Consider the following 17,656-nt stretch of genomic DNA (forward strand, 5'->3'; position numbering starts at 1 on the left):
CTATGAGGTCGCGGCCGTCACGGCGGGGACCGCCTCCGCGCCGAGGGTCACCACCTGACCGAACCGCGCGAGGACCTCCGGCGCGTGCGTGATCACCACGACGGTGCGGTGCGGCACGAGCGCGAGGATGTCGTCCATCAGGGCGTCCGCGGTCGGCCGGTCGAGGTGTTCGGTCGGCTCGTCGACGATGACGATCCGGTGGTCGGCAAGCAGCAGCCGAGCCAGGCACAGCCGCTGACGCTCCCCGCCGGAGAGGCGTCCGCCGCGCTCACCCACCGTGGTGTCCAGTCCGTCGGGAAGCGCCCGCACGAACGCGCCCAGGCCGGCCCGGTCGAGGGCCCGCAGCAACTCCTCGTCGCTCGCGGTCGGCGCGGCGATGCGCAGATTCTCTCGGATGGTCGTGTCGAAGACGACGTCGTCCTGCCCCAGATAGCCGATGCGGCGGCGCACGTCGTCGCCGGCGAGCTCGGCCACGGGGACGCCACCCAGCCGGATCGTCCCCGATCGCGGCTCGACGAGCTTCAGCAGGGTCAGCGCGAGGGTCGACTTCCCGGTGCCGCTCGGCCCCGTGATGGCAGCGGCCGAGCCCTGCGGCAGGTCCAGATCGATCCCCTCCACCAACGTGGTGTCCCAGCCGACCGCGAGATCGGCGAGGGAGAGGTCCCAGACGTCGGGAAGCGGGCGCGGGGTCGCGGGCTCGTGGACCGGAGCCGGGATGCCCGCCAGCGCGTCGAGGCGCTCCGCTGCAGCGTCGACCTCGGGCCGACGTCGCTCGGCGTCCCCCCACGCGTCCAGTGGTTCGGCCAGCGCGATCGGCGCGAGCAGCACCACGCCCACGACGACGACCGGCAAGCCGGCTGACCAGGCCGCGAGGGCCGCGACCGCCATTCCGGTCACCGCCAGGACGAGCGCCGAGGCGAGCCCGGCAGCACCTGCCCCGCGTTTCTGGGCGAAGGCGAGCGTGGTGACGGCGCGGTGGGCCGCCGCCCGAGCCTGCTCTCCCGCGCCGTAGGCCACCAGATCGGGGCCGGCGAGGACGAGGTGGGACACCTCGGCGGCGAGGTCGCCTTGCGCTTGCGCCGATGCGCCTCCACCGCGCCGGGCAGCAAGACGCGGCACGGCGAGCCGGATGGCCACCGCACTGACCGTCACCGCGGCGCCGACGACGAAACCCGAGCGCAGATCGATAGTCCCGATCACCCCGACCACGACGAGCGCCGCGGCAAGCCCGGTCCACCACGGCATCCGCAGCCGCAGCAGCCGGTCCTGCAGCCGATCGACGTCAGTCACTACACGACTCACCACGTCGCCGCGGCGGTGGCCGGCGAGACCACGCGGAGCCACCCGGTCCAACTGCTGGTAGACCGCGACGCGGGTCCGGGTCGCGTCACTCAGCGCGACGTCGTGGGTGAGCAGCCGTTCCACGTAGCGCAGCACCGCGCGCGCGATGCCGAAGGCGCGGACCGCCACGATCGCGACCATCAGATAGAGGACGGGCGGATGCTGCGCAGCGCGCACGATGAGCCAGGCCGCGGCGAGCAGCAGTCCGATCGCAGCGAGTTGGGAGGCCACGCCCAGCGCGATTCCCAGCGACAGCCGTCGAGTACGTCCCTTCATGCGGCCTCCTCCGCGGCAGCGACGGCGACGACCCGGTCGGCCGCCGCGATGGTCTCGGGCCGGTGCGCGACGACGACCGCGGTCGCCCCGGACGCGCGGATCGCGCGCACGATCTCGTATTCGTGCGCGGCATCGAGCCCTGCCGTGGGCTCGTCGAGCAGCAACAGCCACGCTCCTCGACGCACCCGCAGCAGCGCGCGGGCCACCGCAAGGCGTCGCCGCTCGCCTGCGGACACGTCGGCGGCGTTCTCGTCCACCGGCCGGTCCAGCTCGAACGGCAGACCGGCGGCGTCGAGTGCTTCGCGCACCTCGTCGTCGTCCGCCCGCAGCCCCATCGTCACGTTGTCGCGCACCGTTCCCGCGACGAGCCCGGGCACCTGAGGCACCCACGCCACGTGCTCGCGCCACGCGGTCACGTCCAGGTCACGAAGGTCACTGCCACCGACGCGCACCGATCCGCGGTCCGGGGCGAGGAATCCGAGCAGTACGTGCAGCGCGGTCGACTTGCCGCCGCCCGACGGTCCGGCGAGCGCGACGAATTCACCCGGACTCACGCGGAGTCGATCGACCTGAAGCGCTGGCGTGCCGCGACCGGGGAACCGCACCTCGACGTCGTCGAAGGCGAGTTCGGCCGGGTGCACGGGCGGAGAGATGCTGCCGGTGTGACGCTCGTGGTCGAGCAGTTCCAGCACGTCCACCGTGGCTTGTGCGCCCTCGGTGCTGTCGTGGAAGAGCGTTCCGACGCGGCGCACGGGAAGGTAGGCCTCCGGGGCGAGCAGCAACACGAACATCGCCGGGGCGAGGCCGAGGTGTCCTTCGACCACCCGCAAGCCGATGCTGACGGCGACGAGCGCCACCGAGATCGTCGAGAACAGCTCCAGTACCAGGGAGGAGAGGAACGCCAACCGCAGCGCGCGCATCGACTCCTTGCGGTGCTTCTCTCCCACCGCGCGCAGCCCCTCCTCCTGCCGGCGACCGAACACCTTCAAGACGACGAGCCCGTCGAGGACGTCGGCGAAATGACGTCCGAGACGTTCCATCGCCGCCCAGCGTCGCTGAACCTTGTCGCGGGTCATGAGGCCCACGAGCGCCATGAAGATGCCGATCAGCGGCAGGGTGAGCACGATGATGGCCGCCGACAGGAGATCGACCGTTGCGATCACCGCGATCACGGTTCCCGGGACGATCACTGCGAGGGCGAGCTGCGGGAGGAAGCGACCCACGTAACCGTCGAAGGCGTCCATGCCGGGGCCGAGCAACGTCATCACCCGCGAGCTCTCCGGACGCGGCCCCAGCCGCCGCGGATCGAGCAGATCGTCCACCAGCTCGTCGCGCAGCTCGCGCTTGACGCGCACCGACGCCCGCTCGGCCACTACGCCATGCGCCCACGCGATCGTGGCGCGCAGAGCGAACGCGACCGCGATGCCCAGCGGCAACGCCACCACCGGTTCGCCGGCGAACCGGGAGGCCACGACGTCGGCGACGAACCACGAGGTGACGACGATGAGCACGGCCGTCATGGACCCGAGCACGACGCTCCACGCGAGGTGGCGCCGCACGCTCGCGGACCGGCGGACGAGCCGCGGGTCGAGGGGCTCAATGGACATCGGCCGGAATGTTGTGGGTCCCGATGCGCTTGCGGAACACCCAGTAGGACCACGCCTGGTAGCCGATGACGATCGGGAGGAAGGCCACCGCCGCCCACGACATGATGGTGAGGGTGTACGACGTCGACGCAGCGTTCTCCACCGTGAGGCTGTACGCGGGATCGAGCGACGACGGCATGACGTCCGGGAAGAGCGCCACGAACAGCATGACCACAACCAGCCCGACCGCGACCGCCGTGCCGGTGAACGCCCAGCCGTCACGTTCGGCCAGGGAGGCCGACAGCCCCGCCACGAAGGCGACGGCGGCGAGGGCCCCCAGCACCCACACGGCGGTGGAGCCATGCATCGAGCCCGTCCAGACGATGAACCCCACCGCCAGGACGGCCGCCACGACACCTACCCGCTGCGCCATCCGGTGCGCCCGCGCGCGGATGTCACCGACCGTCTTCAGCGCGACGAACAGTGCGCCGTGCACGAGGAAGACGCTCAGCGTGACGAGGCCGCCGAGGAGCGCGTAGGGGTTGAGCAGGTTGAAGAAACCGCCGACGTACTCGGAGTCGGCGTCGATGGGGACGCCGCGCACGATGTTCGCGAAGGCGATGCCCCACAGCACGGCGGGGATGACGGAGCCGACGATGATCATCGCGTCCCAGCGCCGCTTCCACTCCGGCTCGGAGCGTTTACCGCGGTACTCGAACGCCACGCCGCGGACGATCAGCGCGACGAGGATGAGGAACAGCGGGAGGTAGAAGCCGCTGAACAAGGTCGCGTACCACTCCGGGAAGGCGGCGAACATGGCCCCGCCGGCGACGATGAGCCACACCTCGTTGCCGTCCCACACCGGGCCGATGGTGTTGACCAGGACGCGGCGTTCCTTGTCGTCTCGGGCGAGGACGCCGACGAGCATGCCGACGCCGAAGTCGAATCCCTCCAGGACGAAATAGCCGACGAACAAGAATGCGACGGCGACGAACCAGACGGTGGTGAGTTCCATGGGTGTCCTCCTCAGTACGCGAACGCGAGAGGCGCGTCGGCGTCGTCGTCGGGACGTTCGGCCGGCGGGTTCGCGTCGGGCAGTCCCTTGCGGATGTAGCGCAGCAGCAGCTTGACCTCGACGATCGCGAGGATCCCGTACAGCGCGGTGAAGCCGAGCATCGACGTCCACACCTGCGCTGCCGAGACTGACGGCGACACGCCCGCCGCGGTCGGCATCAGGCCGAAGACGACCCAGGGCTGACGGCCCATCTCGGTGAAGATCCACCCGAAGCTGTTGGCCGCGAGCGGGAGCAGCGGCAGGAGCACCGCCGTGAACAGCAGGTACCGCGTGGAGCGGGCCCCGAGCCGTGGTGTCCGGCCCTTGCGGATCGACCACAGCACCCAGGCGCCGCCGACCATGGCGAGCGCCCCCGCCGTGATCATGAGGCGGAAGCTCCAGTAGGTGAGGGGGATGTTCGGCGCGAAGTCGTCGATGCCGGAGTCGGCGTAGGTCTCGCGGTACTCCTCGTTGAGCGAGTTGATGCCGCGGACCTCCCCGTCGAAGGAACCGGTCGACAGGAACGACAGCAGGCGAGGCACCTCGAGCTGGAAGATCGGCTCGCGTCCGTCCAGGGTGCCGATCGTCAGCACGGAGAACGGCGCCGGTTGCTCGTCCTCGTAGAGCGCCTCGGCGGCCGCCATCTTCATGGGCTGGACCTCGGTCATCACCTTGGCCTGGATGTCACCCGTGATGACCGTGCCGAGGCCGGCGATGAGCAAGGTGATCGCCCCGAGCTTGACCGCACCGCGGTACGTCTCGCCGTCGCCGTCGGGCTTGCGGACCAGCTTCCAGAAGGCGACCGCGGCCACGAAGCCGCCACCGACCATGAACGCGCCGAAGAGCGTGTGCGGCAGCGTGATGAGGACGACTTTGTTGGTGAGTACCTCCGCGAAACTCTCCAACTCCGCCCGTCCGCGTTCTGCGTTGTAGGTGAAGCCGACGGGGTTCTGCATGAACGAGTTGGCCGCGAGGATGAAGTACGCACTGATCGCCGTGCCGATCGCGGCGATCCAGATGCATGCCAGGTGCAGGCTGGGCTTGAGCCGGTCCCATCCGAAGATCCACAGCCCGAGGAACGTCGACTCGAGGAAGAACGCGAGGAGCCCCTCGATCGCCAGCGGCGCACCGAAGATGTCGCCGACGAATCGTGAGTAGCTCGACCAGTTCATCCCGAACTGGAACTCCTGGACGATGCCCGTGACGATGCCCATCGCGAAGTTGATGAGGAAGAGCTTGCCGAAGAACCGGGTGAGTCGAAGCCAGGTCTCGTTGCCCGTCCGACGCCAGGCGGTCTGCATGATGGCCACGAGGAAGGCCATCGAGATCGTCATCGGGACGAAGAAGAAGTGATAGACGGTTGTGATGCCGAATTGCCAGCGCGCGAGGTCGAGAACCTCCATCGCGGATCCTCCCTTTCACCGTGCAGCACGACGCTGTACTACGCCTCGATCGTAGGCCGGTGAAAGACTGGAAAGCCAGGACAAACGGCACTTTGTGACATTCTTCTCAAAGCCCTTGTGACATTCTTCACGAGTCCGTCGTGACGTCCTTCACCAACTCGCCGAGTGCGCGCCCGCACACCTCCGCGAGTGGTGCACCTCGGCGCCCGGTCGGTCCGTGCGATGACGAATCTGCACCACTCAGCGTCGAACAGCGTCGCGCTCGGGAGGTGGGTGTCGTGCCGGAGGACCTCCACGCCCGTACTGTGCTCAGATCGGTGCCGATCCTGCTGCGGGCTATCCGCAGGCGGCGTGCGGGTTCGCCGCAGCCGGGACGACGTGACGCCGGCGAGTGGTGCAGATTCGCGACGATCCGGCTGGCGGAGCCGCGAATGTGCGCCACTCGCGGTTCAGGAATGTGGGCGGGGGCCGGGAGTGGTGTGGCGCGCGGCGGGGTCAGCGGGTGAGGGGCTCCAGCACGGACCGGATCGGTTCCGGCACGGGGGTGACGGCGCGGTCGGCTCCCCTGACGTAGACGTGGACGAACTTGCCCACCGCGGCGGGCTCGGACGACCCGCCCTGGAAGAGACCGATCTCGTACACGACGCTCGAACGACCGAGCTTCGTGACCGCCAGCCCCGCCTCGACCGGAAGGGGGAACCGCAGTTCGCGCAGGAACCGGCAGCCAGTCTCCGCGACGATGCCGTAAGCGTTCAGCCTTCGGATGTCGATGCCGGTCGCGTCGAGGAGATAACCGTTCACGGCCGTGTCGAAGTACGAGTAGTACTTGACGTTGTTGACGTGTCCGTAGACGTCCTCGTCCTCCCATCGCGTGCCGATCGTGCGGACGACCGGGTAGTCGCCGCGGAGGCGCTCCTCCCCCACTACGCCGACTCCTCTTCCTCGCGAAGGCGCTGACTGACGACCGCCGAAACGCCGTCACCGCGCATCGAGACGCCGTAGAGCGCGTCGGCGACCTCCATCGTGCGCTTCTGGTGCGTGATGACGATGAGCTGACTGGTGGCGCGCAGCTCCTCGTAGATCTCCAGCAGACGACCCAGGTTGGTGTCATCGAGCGCGGCTTCGACCTCGTCGAGGATGTAGAACGGGCTGGGCCGCGCCTTGAACAGCGAGACGAGGAACGCGACGGCGACCAGCGATCGCTCGCCGCCGGACAGCAACGAGAGGCGCTTGACCTTCTTGCCCGGCGGGCGTGCCTCGACATCGATGCCGGTCGTCAGCATGGAGGACGGGTCGGTGAGCACGAGCTTGCCCTCGCCGCCGGGGAACAGGCGGCTGAACACGTCGGTGAACTCCCGCTCGACGTCCTGCCACGCCTCGGTGAAGACCTGCTCGACCTTCTGGTCCACCTCGTCGACGATGTCGAGGAGGTCCTGCCGCGTCTTCTTCAGGTCGTCGAGCTGTTCGGACAGGAACTGGTGCCGCTCCTCCAGCGCCGAGAACTCCTCGAGCGCCAGCGGGTTGACCTTGCCCAGCATCGCGAGCGACTTCTCGGCGTTGCGCAGCCGTCTGACCTGCTCCTCCCGCACGAACGGGACCGGTTCGGCGTCGTCCTCCCCCACCACGGGGACGAGTTGATCGGGGCCGTACTCCGCGACGAGCGTGTCGGGCTCGATGCCGACCTCCTGCAGAGCACGCTCGTGCAGCTGCTCCAGCTTGAGCACGAGTTGCGAGCGCGCCATCTCGTCGCGGTGCACCGAATCGGTGAGCTGCTTGAGCTCGGCCTCGAGATCGCGCAGCCGCGACCGTGTCTGCCGCAACTGCTCCTCGCGCCCCGAACGATCCTGCTCGATCTGCGCGCGCCGTGCCGCCGCGAGAGCGATGGACGATTCGAGGCGTGAGAGCGCCACCTCGATACCGCGCAGCACCGCTGCGGCGACGGCGGCCTCCCGTCGGCGTCGCTCACGTCGCTCTGCTGCTCGCTGACGTGCCTCACGCTCGGCAGCTGCCGCGGCGAGCATCGACTCGACCTGTGTGGCGAGCGCACGGGCGCGCTCTTCGGCGGTGCGCAACGCGAGCCGCGCATCGGTCTCGGCCCGCCGCGCAGCGGACGCCTCCTCCGCCAACCGCTCCATCTCGGTGGTGTCGGGCTCGGTGTCGGGAGCCTGCTCGGCCAGCGCGACCCGTTCCTCGAGTTCGGCGAGCCCGCTCATCGCCTGCTCACGTGCCGCCTTGGCCTGCGCGATGGACGCTTCGAGTCGTTCAGCCTCCTCGGTGGAGGCGCGGCTCGTGGTGCCGAGTTCGCCGAGCTTCTCGGCGACGGCGGACATCGTCGCGTCGGACTCGTGCAGCCGCTCGAGGACGGCGTCGACGCGTTCGCGCGCCTGCGTCAACGCCTCGTCCGCCTGCTCGCCCTCGAAGCGAAGTCGGTCCAGGGTGGCCTTGACCTCCGTCAGCTCGGCCTCAGCCTCGTCAAGCGCCGCCGTGACCTCGATGAGGCTCTGACTCGCGGACGAACCGCCCTCGGCGAAATGGGAGCCGAGCCGATCACCGTCGCGGGTGACCGCCTGAACCTCGGGCACCTGTGCGACCACCTGGCGGGCAGCGGCCAGGTCGTCGACGACGGCGATTCTGTCGAGCAGCCGTCGCAGGGCCGGACGCAAAGGCGCGGGAGCATCGACCAGGTCGATCGCGTACTGGGCGCCGGACGGAAGCTGCGGCCATGCGCCGGCGTGGTCCGCCGCCCCTCCGACGACGATGCGGGCGCGGCCGAGATCGTCGCCGCGCAGGCGTTCGATCGCACCGATGGCGGCGTCGACGTCGGCGACGGCCAAGGCGTCGGTGGCGGCTCCCAGCGCGGCGGCGAGGGCGACCTCGTGGCCGGCGTGAACCGTGATGAGCGAGGCGACCGAACCCAGGAGGCCGTCGAGCGCGTCGGGCTCGGCGAGCAACGCGCCGGCGCCGTCCTTGCGCGAGAGACCGAGTTCGAGCGCCTCTGTGCGCGCCCGCAGCGCGTCGTGGCGGCGCTCGGCCTCGTGGCGGCGCGCCGTGAGCGACTCGACCGTCGCTTCAGCCTCGGCCAATTGGGTCTCGGCGGCCTCGAGCTCCTCGTCGAGCCCCGACTCGCCGGCGCTGAGACCGGCGATCTGGCTCTCGAGAGCGGTGAACTCGCGGTGCGCCTGCGCGGCACGTTCGCGCGCGGCGGCCGCCGACGACTCGAGCCGGCCGATCTCCTCGTCGGCCCCGGCCGCACGGCTCTTCAGCGCGTTGAGCTGCCCATGCAGGCGGGCGAGGCCTTCGCGCTGGTCGGCGGCGGCGCGCAACAACCCGGCGATCCGTCGCTCCTCGGCGGTGTACTCCTCCTCCGCCGAGGTGCGACGGGCGATGGCCGCGTCGAGTGCCTCCGCTGCCTGCTGGACCGACTGCTGCAGCGCCGCGTACTCCTCTTGGGCCCGGCGCGCGTCGGCCTCGAGCTCGTCGGGGTCCCGCCCCGGCACCCGGTCGTCCGCCTCGGACTCCGCGACCCGGATGCGTTCGCGGGCGAGCCCGGCCATGCCGTTGAACCGCTCGCGCAGGCTCGTCAGGGCGTACCAGGTCTCCTGGGCCGTGGCGAGGGTCGGCGCGTCGGCGGCCAACGCCTGTTCGAGTTGCGCCTCTGCCTCGCGGGCCTCGCGCAGCGCGGTCTCGGCCGCCGTCCGGCGCTCCTTCAAGGCTTGTTCGTCAGCCAGCTCCGTGGCCATCGTGTCGCGCGCCGCGACGATGTCGTCGGCGAGGAGTCGTGCCCGGGCGTCGCGCACGTCGGCCTGGATCACGGCGGCCTTGCGCGCGACCTCGGCTTGGCGGCCGAGCGGTTTGAGCTGGCGGCGCAGCTCGGTGAGCACGTCGCCGAGCCGGGTCAGGTTGCCTTGCGTCGCCTCCAGCTTGCGGAGCGCCTTCTCCTTGCGCTTGCGGTGCTTGAGCACCCCCGCGGCCTCCTCGACGAAGCCGCGCCGCTCCTCGGGGGTCGCGCGCAGCACGCTGTCGAGCTGTCCCTGTCCGACGATGACGTGCATCTCGCGGCCGATGCCGGAGTCGCTGAGGAGCTCCTGCACGTCCAGGAGGCGGCAGGTGTTGCCGTTGATCGCGTACTCCGAGCCGCCGCTGCGGAACATCGTCCGCGAGATCGTGACCTCGGTGTAGTCGATGGGGAGGGCGCCGTCGGAGTTGTCGATGGTCAGGACGACCTCGGCTCGGCCCAGCGGCGGCCTGCCGGCGGTGCCGGCGAAGATGACGTCCTCCATCTTGCCGCCGCGCAGGGACTTGGCCCCCTGCTCTCCCATGACCCAGGAGAGGGCGTCGACGACGTTGGACTTGCCGGAGCCGTTCGGACCGACCACGGCGGTGATACCGGGCTCGAGCTGCAGCGTCGTCGACGACGCGAAGGACTTGAAGCCCCGCAGCGTGAGGGTCTTGAGGTACACCACGGCTCCTGACGGCGGACTGGACTGCTAGGGCTCACCCTAGACCGGACCGCCCCCTGCTCCAGGGAGCCGTCCGGGTGTCGCCGCAGCGATCAGCGCGTGACGGGCTCCAGCAGCTCGCTGACATCGTCCACACGCGAACCGAGCGCCTCGACGAGGCCGTCGTTCTCGGCCTTCAGTCGGGCGACCTCGTTCTCGAGGTCGGCGACGCGGCGGCGAAGCCGGGCGAGCTCGGGGGCGGCATGATCGTACGACGGGCCTGCCAGGTAACCGACGAGCGCTTTGGCCATGACTGTCCTTTGCAGGAAGATGCAGATGGAAAGGCAGCGATGACTGCCATCTGCCAGTATCTCACCGCCTCGCGAGGACGGTCAAATAGGGTGGAACGGTGTCTGACTTGTTCACGTCCCCGACCGGCGACTGGGTGGGCGTCTCGCCGCGCCTGGCCGTCGCCCGCACCATCGTGGGCGCGATCGTCGGCGCCGTTCTGGCGCTGATCGGCGTCGTTCTCGCCATTCTGATCGCCTGGTGGGCGGGTATCCCGCTCGTCGTCGTCGGCGTGATGGTCGCGGTCTGGGTGTGGTGGTGGGCTCCGCGCAATCAGCGCAGCTGGGGTTATACGGAGGCGCCGGAGGACTTCGTGGTCCGCGGCGGCATCATGTTCCGCCGCCTCGTCGCCGTCCCCTACGGCCGGATGCAGTTCGTGGACGTCGAGGCCGGTCCCGTCGCGCGGCACTTCGGCTTCGCGACCGTCACGTTGCACACGGCCAGCACCAAGACGGCGGCGGGCATCCCGGGCGTCCCGATCGACGAGGCCAACCGACTGCGCAACCGGCTGACCGAACTCGGCGACTCGCGAGGCGCCGGTGTCTGAACCGCACGACGAGACCGACCTGCCGCTGGGGCCCCCGGAGGCCTCCGGTACCCCCGCGGTGCCCGAGGGCGCCCAGACCGAGGGTCGCCGGACCCACCCGCTGACGGCGGTCGTCCAAGGCGGCCTGTGGGCCGCAGGCGGCGCGATCGGCCTGTTCAACGCCTTCTTCAACGGCGAGGGGTTCGGTGTCGTCCGCGGCCTGCTGAGCCTGGCGGCCGCGGTCGTCGGCGGCCTCGTCATCGGACTCGTAGCCGGTTACCTGCGCTGGCGCTTCACCCGCTATTTCATCGACGGCATGGAGGCACGGATCGAGTCGGGGGTCGTGTTCCGCACGTCGCGCCGCATCCCCTACGAGCGCCTGCAGTCGGTCGACATCGACGAACCGTTCCTCGCGCGTCTCTTCGGCCTCGCCGAGCTGCACATGGAGATGGCCGGCGGCAGCGAGTCGCGCACCACCTTGCGGTTCCTGCGGCTCGACGAAGCCCGTCAACTGCGCCGCGTCCTGCTGTCGCGGGCCCACGGCACCGACGTGCACGAGGGCCAGCCGATCGCCGAGGAGCAACGCACGGTCATCGCCGTGGTCTCCCCCGATCGCATCATCGTCGGCACGCTGCTCTCGCTCGATTTCCTCATCTCCGCCGGCGCCGTCGTCCTGCTACTGGCGGCCGGCTTCATCATCCCCGACGCGTGGGCGCTGCTCGGCGGCATCATCCCGGCGGGCTTCTGGGTGGTGCAGATCGTCGGCACGCGCGTCATCGCGCAGTGGAACTTCACCCTGTCGCGCGGCGCGCGCGGCCTGCGGATCGAACGGGGGCTGCTGTCCCGCAGTTCCCAGACGATCCCCTTCGAACGCGTCCAGGGCATCGCCGTCGTCGAACCCTTCCTGTGGCGCAAGATCGGGTGGCAACGGCTGTCCGTCGACGTCGCCGGATACGGGGTGTCCTCGGAGGAGGAGAGCGGAGTCTCCGACACGACGCTGCTCCCGATCGCCGACCCCCAGCTCGCCCGCGCCGTCGCCGAGGAGCTCATCCCGCTGTCGGACCCCGACGCGGTCCTACGCGTTCCGGCCTCGCCCCGCTCGTGGCTGTTCGCGCCGATCGGATGGCGGTTCCGATGGGTCGGCGCCACACCGCGGACCTTCCTCGCCCAGGAGGGGTGGATTCAGCGCACGACCGATCTCGTGCCGCACCACAAGACGCAGTCCGTGGCGTTGCGCCAGGGCCCGCTCCAGCGCTGGCGCAATGTGGCCAGCGTCGAGGTCCACACCCCGCCCGGTCCCGTGGACGCCGTCGGCGAACATCTCGAGGCGCCGACCGCGCGTGCGGTCGCACTCGAGCAGCTCGACCGCGCCCGCGATCTCCCGCCACCGTCGGCCGCCTCCGCGCCCCCGGTCGTGACCGACGAGCACTGAGGACTCAGGCGAGGCGTCACCCGCCGCTGGTGGCGTCCTCGGCGGCGGCGTCGACGCTGCCCACGAGCTCGCGCGAGTCGAGCCACCCTTCGGGCAGGTGCACCTTCTTGGGAGACCCCTGCCGGCCCCGCGGATTGCCCAGTTCCGACACCGGGTACGGCTCGGTCGGATCGAGCTCGGCGAGCAGCGCGTCCAACGCAGCGTAGGACGACACCTTGCCGAGGCTCTCGCGCACGCGGCTGCCGGCACGGAAGCCCTTGAGATACCAGGCCACGTGCTTGCGGAACTCGACGCAGCCGCGCTCCTCGCCCAGCCAGTCCCCCAGCAATTCGGCATGGCGGCGCATGACCTGCATGACCTCGCCCAGCGTGGGCAGCTCCTGCACCGTCTCTCCAGCGAAAGCGGCGGCGAGGTCGCGGAACAGCCAGGGCCGGCCGAGGCACCCGCGCCCGACGACGACGCCGTCGCAACCGGTCTGCGCCACCATGGCGATGGCGTCGGACGCCTCCCAGATGTCGCCGTTACCGAGCACCGGGATGGAAGTGACGGCGGCCTTCAGCTCACCGATGGCCGACCAGTCGGCCCGCCCGGAGTAGTGCTGCGCGGCCGTACGTCCGTGCAAGGCGATCGCCGCGGCGCCCGTGTCCTCGGCGATGCGGCCGGCGTCGAGGGAGGTGAGGTGGTCGTCGTCGATGCCCTTGCGGGTCTTCATCGTGACCGGCACGCCGTACGGTGCCGCGGCGCTGACCGCCTCGGTGAGGATCTGGCCGAGGAGCGTGGCCTTCCACGGCAACGCCGCTCCCCCGCCCTTGCGGGTCACCTTGGGGACCGGGCATCCGAAGTTGAGGTCGACGTGGTCCACCCCGTGCTGATCGCAGAGGATGCGGACGGCCTCACCGACCGTGCGCGGATCCACGCCGTAGAGCTGCACCGACCGGACCTTCTCGTTCGGCGCGAACGTCAGCATCGACAGGCTGGTGCGGTCGCCCTCGACGATGCCGCGGGAGGTGATCATCTCGCAGACGTAGAGCCCCGCCCCCTGCTCCGCGCACAGCTGGCGGAACGCGGCGTTGGTGACACCGGCCATCGGAGCGAGCACGACGGGCGTGTCGACCTCGACATCGCCGAGCACGAGCCGGTCGGGAAGGGTGGCGGTGGGCATGGGATCCAGTGTCGCAAGAGCAGACAACGGCGACGGCCGCGACCCTCGCCGAGGGTCGCGGCCGTGATCAGGGCCTCCGCTCAGCGGCGGCGGCCGCCGATCGCGGACAACCCGACCGCCGCGAGGATGATGACGCCGGTCGCCAGATCCTTGAGCTGCGGGTTGAGGTTCATGATGTCGAACCCGTTGCCGATGAGGGCGATGAGGAACACACCGGCGACCGAACGCCAGACGGCGCCGATGCCGCCGTTGATGCTCGTTCCGCCCAGGATGATGGCGGCGATCGCGTCGAGCTCCATACCCAGGCCCACCTGCGGCTGACCGCTCGCGATACGCGACACGCCGATCGCTGCCGCGAGTCCGGCCGCCAGACCGCTCAGCGCGAACACCGAGAGCCGGAGCCGGGAGACCCGCACGCCGGACAGCTCAGCGGCGTGCTGGTTGCCGCCGACGGCGAAGACATGACGCCCGAAGACGGTCCCGTTCAGCAGGAACCACAACAGAGCCACGAACACGATCATCACGATGACGGCGTAGAACACGATCCCGATCCGGCCGCGGCCCAGTTCGCTGAACCCGTCGACCGAGACGGTGATGAGCGAGCCCTTCGTGATGAGCACGGCGATCGCGCTGAACACCATGCTGGTCGCCAGCGTCGCCAGGAACGAATGCACCTTCAGCGTCGTGACGGCGACGCCGTTGAGCAGACCGAGCAGGAGACCGCACAGCGGAGCGGTGGCCAGGGCGAGCCAGGGGTTCTGGGTCTCCACCGCGACGTAGGCCGCGACCACCGCGCCGACGCTGAAGATCGCGCCGGTCGAGAGGTCGAAGTTGCCCGAGATGATGACGAACGTGCCGGCCGCCGCGATGATCGCGAGCGGCACGTTCTGGTTGACGATGTTCATGAGGTTGGCCGCCGAGAAGAACGACGGCGACACCACCGCCAGCACCACGACGAGCACTGCGATGAGCAGTAGGACGGCGTAGTCGCGGATGAACAGCAGGGCGTCGCGACCGCTGAAGGCACGCGACGACGGAGCGGTTGTGGTTGCCATGGTCTTACTCCTCGTCCTCGACGGAGAACAACGTCCTCACGATTTCGTCGGTCGACACGGCGTCCGGGTCGACTTCTGCGACAGTGCGGCCGCCGCTCACCAAGTACGCCCTGTGGGCGAGACCGAGCACTTCCTCGTGCTCGCTCGAGATCACCAGGACGGCCATCCCTCGAGCCGCCATGTCCGCGATCGCGCGGTAGATCGTGCGCTTCGCTCCCACGTCGACACCGCGCGTCGGCTCGTCGAGGATCATCAGCGTGGGCTCGCCGAGCAGCCAGCGTCCCAGCAGAGCCTTCTGCTGGTTGCCGCCGGAGAACCCGCCGACAGGCAACTCGATCGCCAGGGGCCGCATCTCCAGGTCCTCCATCGTGCGGCGCACGACGTCCTTCTCGGAGCGACTCGACAAGGCGCCCGTCGAGGAGAAACGGTCCAGATGAGCGAGCGAGACGTTCTCGCGGACCGAGCGGTCCAGGACGAGGCCGTCGTGGTGGCGGCTCTCCGGCACGAACGCCATGCCCGCGCCGACCGCGTCGGAGATCGACCAGCGCTGCGGTAGCTCGCGTCCGTCGAACCACACCGATCCGCCGGTGCGGGCGTCCGCTCCGAACAGGGCACGCGCCAGTTCCGAGCGGCCGCTGCCCACCAGTCCGAGGAGACCGACGATCTCACCGGGCCGGATCGTGAGGCTCGCGTCCACCACTCCGGTGTCGGTGGCGAGCGATTCGACGCGCAACACCGGCTCGACGGCTTCGGGGCGTGGCGCTTTGGGTGGGAACACCGACTCGAGCTTGCGCCCCAGCATCGCCTCGATCATGTCCTCTTTCGACATGCCGGCCACCGGACGGGACAGGATCCGCACGCCGTCGCGCAATACGGTGACCTGATCGCTGACCTCGAGCACAGCATCGAGGAAGTGCGAGACATAGACGACGGCACAGCCCTGCGCACACAGTGCGGCGATGACGTCGTGAAGACGGGCCGTCTCCTGCGCCGACAGCGAGGACGTCGGCTCGTCCATGACGATCACCTTGGCGTCACGCGCCAGCGCCCGGAGGATCTCGACTTTCTGCTGATCGGCGATGCTGAGCTCGGCGACCACGGCGCTTCCGTCGAGCCCGAACCCCACTCGAGCATCGAGCGCGCGGTAACGCGAGGCGAGGCTCCCGCGGAGCATGCCCCAGCGGTGCTCCTCGATGCCGAGAAAGACGTTCTGAGCGACGGTGAGCTCAGGAACCAGCGCGAGTTCCTGAGCGATCATCGCGACCCCGGCCGACTGCGCCCGGGCAGGGTCCCAGCGGTCGACGTGCTGGCCACGGACCCAGACCTCTCCTGCGTCCGGCGTGTAGATGCCGGCGACCACTTTTCCCAGCGTGGACTTTCCCGCACCATTCTCACCGACGAAGGCGTGCACTTCGCCTGGGCGGAGGACGACACTCACATCATCGAGAGCGAGCGTGCCCCCGAAACGCTTGGAGACGCCTCGTACCTCGACCAAGGCGGCCGGGCCCTCCGTGGAGGGCCCGGCCGTCGGCTGGACTTGCTCAGCCATTCCACTCGCCGACGAAGTCACCGAGCGTCTCCTTGGTCGCGTACGGTTCGGTGCCGCCGACCTCGTCGGCGTTGACGTAGCTTTCCACGTCGCGTCCCTCGAGCGCGTTGAGGACCTGCTCCATCGCGGCGCTGCCCATGCTCACCGGGAAGTTGAGGTAGTCAGCCGCCCACCGTCCGGACTTGACGTTCTCGACCGCTTCCTTCGTGCCGCCGCCGCCGGTGATGAACACACTGGAGGGGTCAATGCCCGCGTCCTCGATTGCGAGCGTCGCGCCCAGGGCGTCCTGGTCGGCGTTCGAGAGCAGCACGTTGAAATCGCTGTTGGACTGCAGGACGTTGGCCATCGAGGTCATCGCCTTGTCGCGGTCGTACCCGCCCTCGACGGTCGCCACGACCTGGATGTTGTCGTTTCCGGCGAAGGCCTTCTCGTAGGCCTCACGACGCGCCGTGTCGAGCGGCGTGTCCAGCTGACCCAGCATCAGTACGACCTTGCACGGATCGATCTCGGCGCAGTAGTCCACGACCTGCTCGGCCTGCTTGGTCGCCGCGTCGACCGGAGGAACCGCCACGGTGGTGGTGACGCCCTCGACCTGCGGCTCCATCTCGTTGATGTCCGGACCGATCGGCGCGAGCACGGTGGCGACCGGCATGTCGTTGGGCAGCGGGAACGCCGCAGCGAGGCTGGGTCCGTCGTTCGGAACGACGATGACGCCGTCGTACTGACCCGTCGTGGTCGCGTTCTGCAACTGTGACAGCTGCGTGTTGGCGTCGAACTGGCCGTCGAGGATCTTCACCGAGACATCGACGTCGGCGTCCTCCGCGGCCTGCTTGATGCCCTCGTAGACGGCCTGGCTGTAGCCGTTCTGGCTCGAGGCGGCGAGGAATGCGATCTGGTACCCGTCGGACGACCCCCCGCCGTCGGCCCCACAAGCGCTCAGAGTGAGTGTCGCTACCAAGGCGGACGCCCCGAGGACCATGCTGTGCGGTCTGCGCATAGTGCTTTCTGTACCTTCCGTGTGGCGTGGGCCTCACCCACTGGTGTGTGACATATTACCTACGACACGTCATCGCACCACCACTTTCGTGTTAAATCCTCGTTGCTCCTCAGGCATCGCGGCCGATACTGCCGTCCTCGTTCTTCACGACCCGCTGACGCACCTCATAGCGCCGGGCAGCGCCCACGGGTCCCACCAACTCGGGCAGGCCGGGGGCGACCGCGGCCCGGCGCGGGTGGTCGAGCCACTCCTGGTACGCGGCCTCGTCGGGCCACAGGGCGGTCACGACGACCTCGGGCCGATCGGCGTCGTCGATCCCGACCGCGAGCTCGGAGGCGAGGGCGCGGGTCTGCTCGAGCGAATAGGCCAGCACGTCGCCGGCGGCGTAGATCTTCTCAATCTCGGCGATGGCCTCCGGCGCCGGCCGGAAGGTCAAGATGGTGCGGATCATGCGGGCTCCTCATGTGACAGTCGTGTAAAAAACCGTG

Annotated in this window: 14 protein-coding genes; 2 read left to right on the forward strand and 12 right to left on the reverse strand. The window is 69.6% G+C overall.

The features are described 5' to 3' along the window. The 7 genes from cydC to EHW97_RS08850 form a co-directional block, all read right to left on the reverse strand. On the reverse strand, window positions 1-1,617 hold the full coding sequence (gene cydC / locus EHW97_RS08820) for a thiol reductant ABC exporter subunit CydC (protein WP_124236799.1): 1,617 nt from the start codon (window positions 1,615-1,617) through the stop codon (window positions 1-3). Then, window positions 1,614-3,224 (reverse strand): thiol reductant ABC exporter subunit CydD, encoded by a 1,611-nt coding sequence (gene cydD, locus EHW97_RS08825; RefSeq protein ID WP_243696362.1) that lies wholly within the window; start codon window positions 3,222-3,224, stop codon window positions 1,614-1,616. The genes cydC and cydD overlap by 4 nt, the downstream gene beginning before the upstream one ends. Then, on the reverse strand, window positions 3,214-4,218 hold the full coding sequence (cydB, locus tag EHW97_RS08830) for a cytochrome d ubiquinol oxidase subunit II (RefSeq protein WP_124236800.1): 1,005 nt from the start codon (window positions 4,216-4,218) through the stop codon (window positions 3,214-3,216). The genes cydD and cydB overlap by 11 nt, the downstream gene beginning before the upstream one ends. Window positions 4,219-4,229: 11 nt before the next feature. Beyond that, window positions 4,230-5,660 carry a cytochrome ubiquinol oxidase subunit I gene (locus EHW97_RS08835; RefSeq protein WP_124236801.1) on the reverse strand — a complete coding sequence of 477 codons (1,431 nt, stop codon included), beginning with the start codon at window positions 5,658-5,660 and terminating at the stop codon, window positions 4,230-4,232. 495 nt (window positions 5,661-6,155) lie between these two features. Then, complete coding sequence (locus EHW97_RS08840; RefSeq protein WP_124236802.1) at window positions 6,156-6,584, reverse strand: acyl-CoA thioesterase; 429 nt, start codon at window positions 6,582-6,584, stop codon at window positions 6,156-6,158. Continuing rightward, window positions 6,584-10,120: a chromosome segregation protein SMC gene (smc, locus tag EHW97_RS08845; protein ID WP_124236803.1), complete on the reverse strand. Its 3,537-nt coding sequence runs from the start codon at window positions 10,118-10,120 to the stop codon at window positions 6,584-6,586. The genes EHW97_RS08840 and smc overlap by 1 nt, the downstream gene beginning before the upstream one ends. A gap of 92 nt (window positions 10,121-10,212) precedes the next feature. After that, the gene (locus EHW97_RS08850; RefSeq protein WP_124236804.1) at window positions 10,213-10,410 is read right to left on the reverse strand and encodes a hypothetical protein; all 198 of its coding nucleotides are present in this window, start codon (window positions 10,408-10,410) and stop codon (window positions 10,213-10,215) included. Between the two features lie 98 nt (window positions 10,411-10,508). Here EHW97_RS08850 and EHW97_RS08855 point away from each other — a divergent pair, with 98 nt between their 5' ends. Beyond that, window positions 10,509-10,994 (forward strand): PH domain-containing protein, encoded by a 486-nt coding sequence (locus EHW97_RS08855; protein WP_124236805.1) that lies wholly within the window; start codon window positions 10,509-10,511, stop codon window positions 10,992-10,994. Then, window positions 10,987-12,405 (forward strand): PH domain-containing protein, encoded by a 1,419-nt coding sequence (locus EHW97_RS08860; protein ID WP_124236806.1) that lies wholly within the window; start codon window positions 10,987-10,989, stop codon window positions 12,403-12,405. The genes EHW97_RS08855 and EHW97_RS08860 overlap by 8 nt, the downstream gene beginning before the upstream one ends. Window positions 12,406-12,421: 16 nt before the next feature. On the opposite strand, the gene dusB is transcribed toward EHW97_RS08860, so the two are convergent. The 5 genes from dusB to EHW97_RS08885 all read right to left on the reverse strand — a co-directional run bounded on the left by dusB (window position 12,422) and on the right by EHW97_RS08885 (window position 17,619). Beyond that, window positions 12,422-13,567 (reverse strand): tRNA dihydrouridine synthase DusB, encoded by a 1,146-nt coding sequence (gene dusB / locus EHW97_RS08865; RefSeq protein ID WP_166367457.1) that lies wholly within the window; start codon window positions 13,565-13,567, stop codon window positions 12,422-12,424. 80 nt (window positions 13,568-13,647) lie between these two features. Next, on the reverse strand, window positions 13,648-14,622 hold the full coding sequence (locus EHW97_RS08870) for an ABC transporter permease (RefSeq protein ID WP_124236808.1): 975 nt from the start codon (window positions 14,620-14,622) through the stop codon (window positions 13,648-13,650). A 4-nt stretch (window positions 14,623-14,626) separates the two neighbouring features. Next, window positions 14,627-16,171: a sugar ABC transporter ATP-binding protein gene (locus EHW97_RS08875; protein ID WP_124236809.1), complete on the reverse strand. Its 1,545-nt coding sequence runs from the start codon at window positions 16,169-16,171 to the stop codon at window positions 14,627-14,629. Next, entirely contained in the window at window positions 16,164-17,168 is a 1,005-nt protein-coding gene (locus EHW97_RS08880) for a sugar ABC transporter substrate-binding protein (RefSeq protein ID WP_124236810.1), read from the reverse strand. The genes EHW97_RS08875 and EHW97_RS08880 overlap by 8 nt, the downstream gene beginning before the upstream one ends. 109 nt (window positions 17,169-17,277) lie before the next feature. Further along, window positions 17,278-17,619: an antibiotic biosynthesis monooxygenase family protein gene (locus tag EHW97_RS08885; RefSeq protein WP_124236811.1), complete on the reverse strand. Its 342-nt coding sequence runs from the start codon at window positions 17,617-17,619 to the stop codon at window positions 17,278-17,280. Between the last annotated feature and the right edge of the window lie 37 nt (window positions 17,620-17,656).

Origin of the sequence: Aeromicrobium camelliae, assembly GCF_003850045.1 — a bacterium.
In the GTDB taxonomy this organism is placed as follows: Bacteria; Actinomycetota; Actinomycetes; order Propionibacteriales; family Nocardioidaceae; genus Aeromicrobium; species Aeromicrobium camelliae.

Coding starts and splice junctions, on each gene's coding strand:
- cydB (WP_124236800.1), bottom strand. CDS start 4,218: ATGGAACTCACCACCGTCTGGTTCGTCGCCGTCGCATTCTTGTTCGTC.
- EHW97_RS08850 (WP_124236804.1), bottom strand. CDS start 10,410: ATGGCCAAAGCGCTCGTCGGTTACCTGGCAGGCCCGTCGTACGATCAT.
- cydC (WP_124236799.1), bottom strand. CDS start 1,617: ATGAAGGGACGTACTCGACGGCTGTCGCTGGGAATCGCGCTGGGCGTG.
- cydD (WP_243696362.1), bottom strand. CDS start 3,224: ATGTCCATTGAGCCCCTCGACCCGCGGCTCGTCCGCCGGTCCGCGAGC.
- dusB (WP_166367457.1), bottom strand. CDS start 13,567: ATGCCCACCGCCACCCTTCCCGACCGGCTCGTGCTCGGCGATGTCGAG.
- EHW97_RS08880 (WP_124236810.1), bottom strand. CDS start 17,168: ATGCGCAGACCGCACAGCATGGTCCTCGGGGCGTCCGCCTTGGTAGCG.
- EHW97_RS08885 (WP_124236811.1), bottom strand. CDS start 17,619: ATGATCCGCACCATCTTGACCTTCCGGCCGGCGCCGGAGGCCATCGCC.
- EHW97_RS08870 (WP_124236808.1), bottom strand. CDS start 14,622: ATGGCAACCACAACCGCTCCGTCGTCGCGTGCCTTCAGCGGTCGCGAC.
- EHW97_RS08875 (WP_124236809.1), bottom strand. CDS start 16,171: ATGGCTGAGCAAGTCCAGCCGACGGCCGGGCCCTCCACGGAGGGCCCG.
- EHW97_RS08835 (WP_124236801.1), bottom strand. CDS start 5,660: ATGGAGGTTCTCGACCTCGCGCGCTGGCAATTCGGCATCACAACCGTC.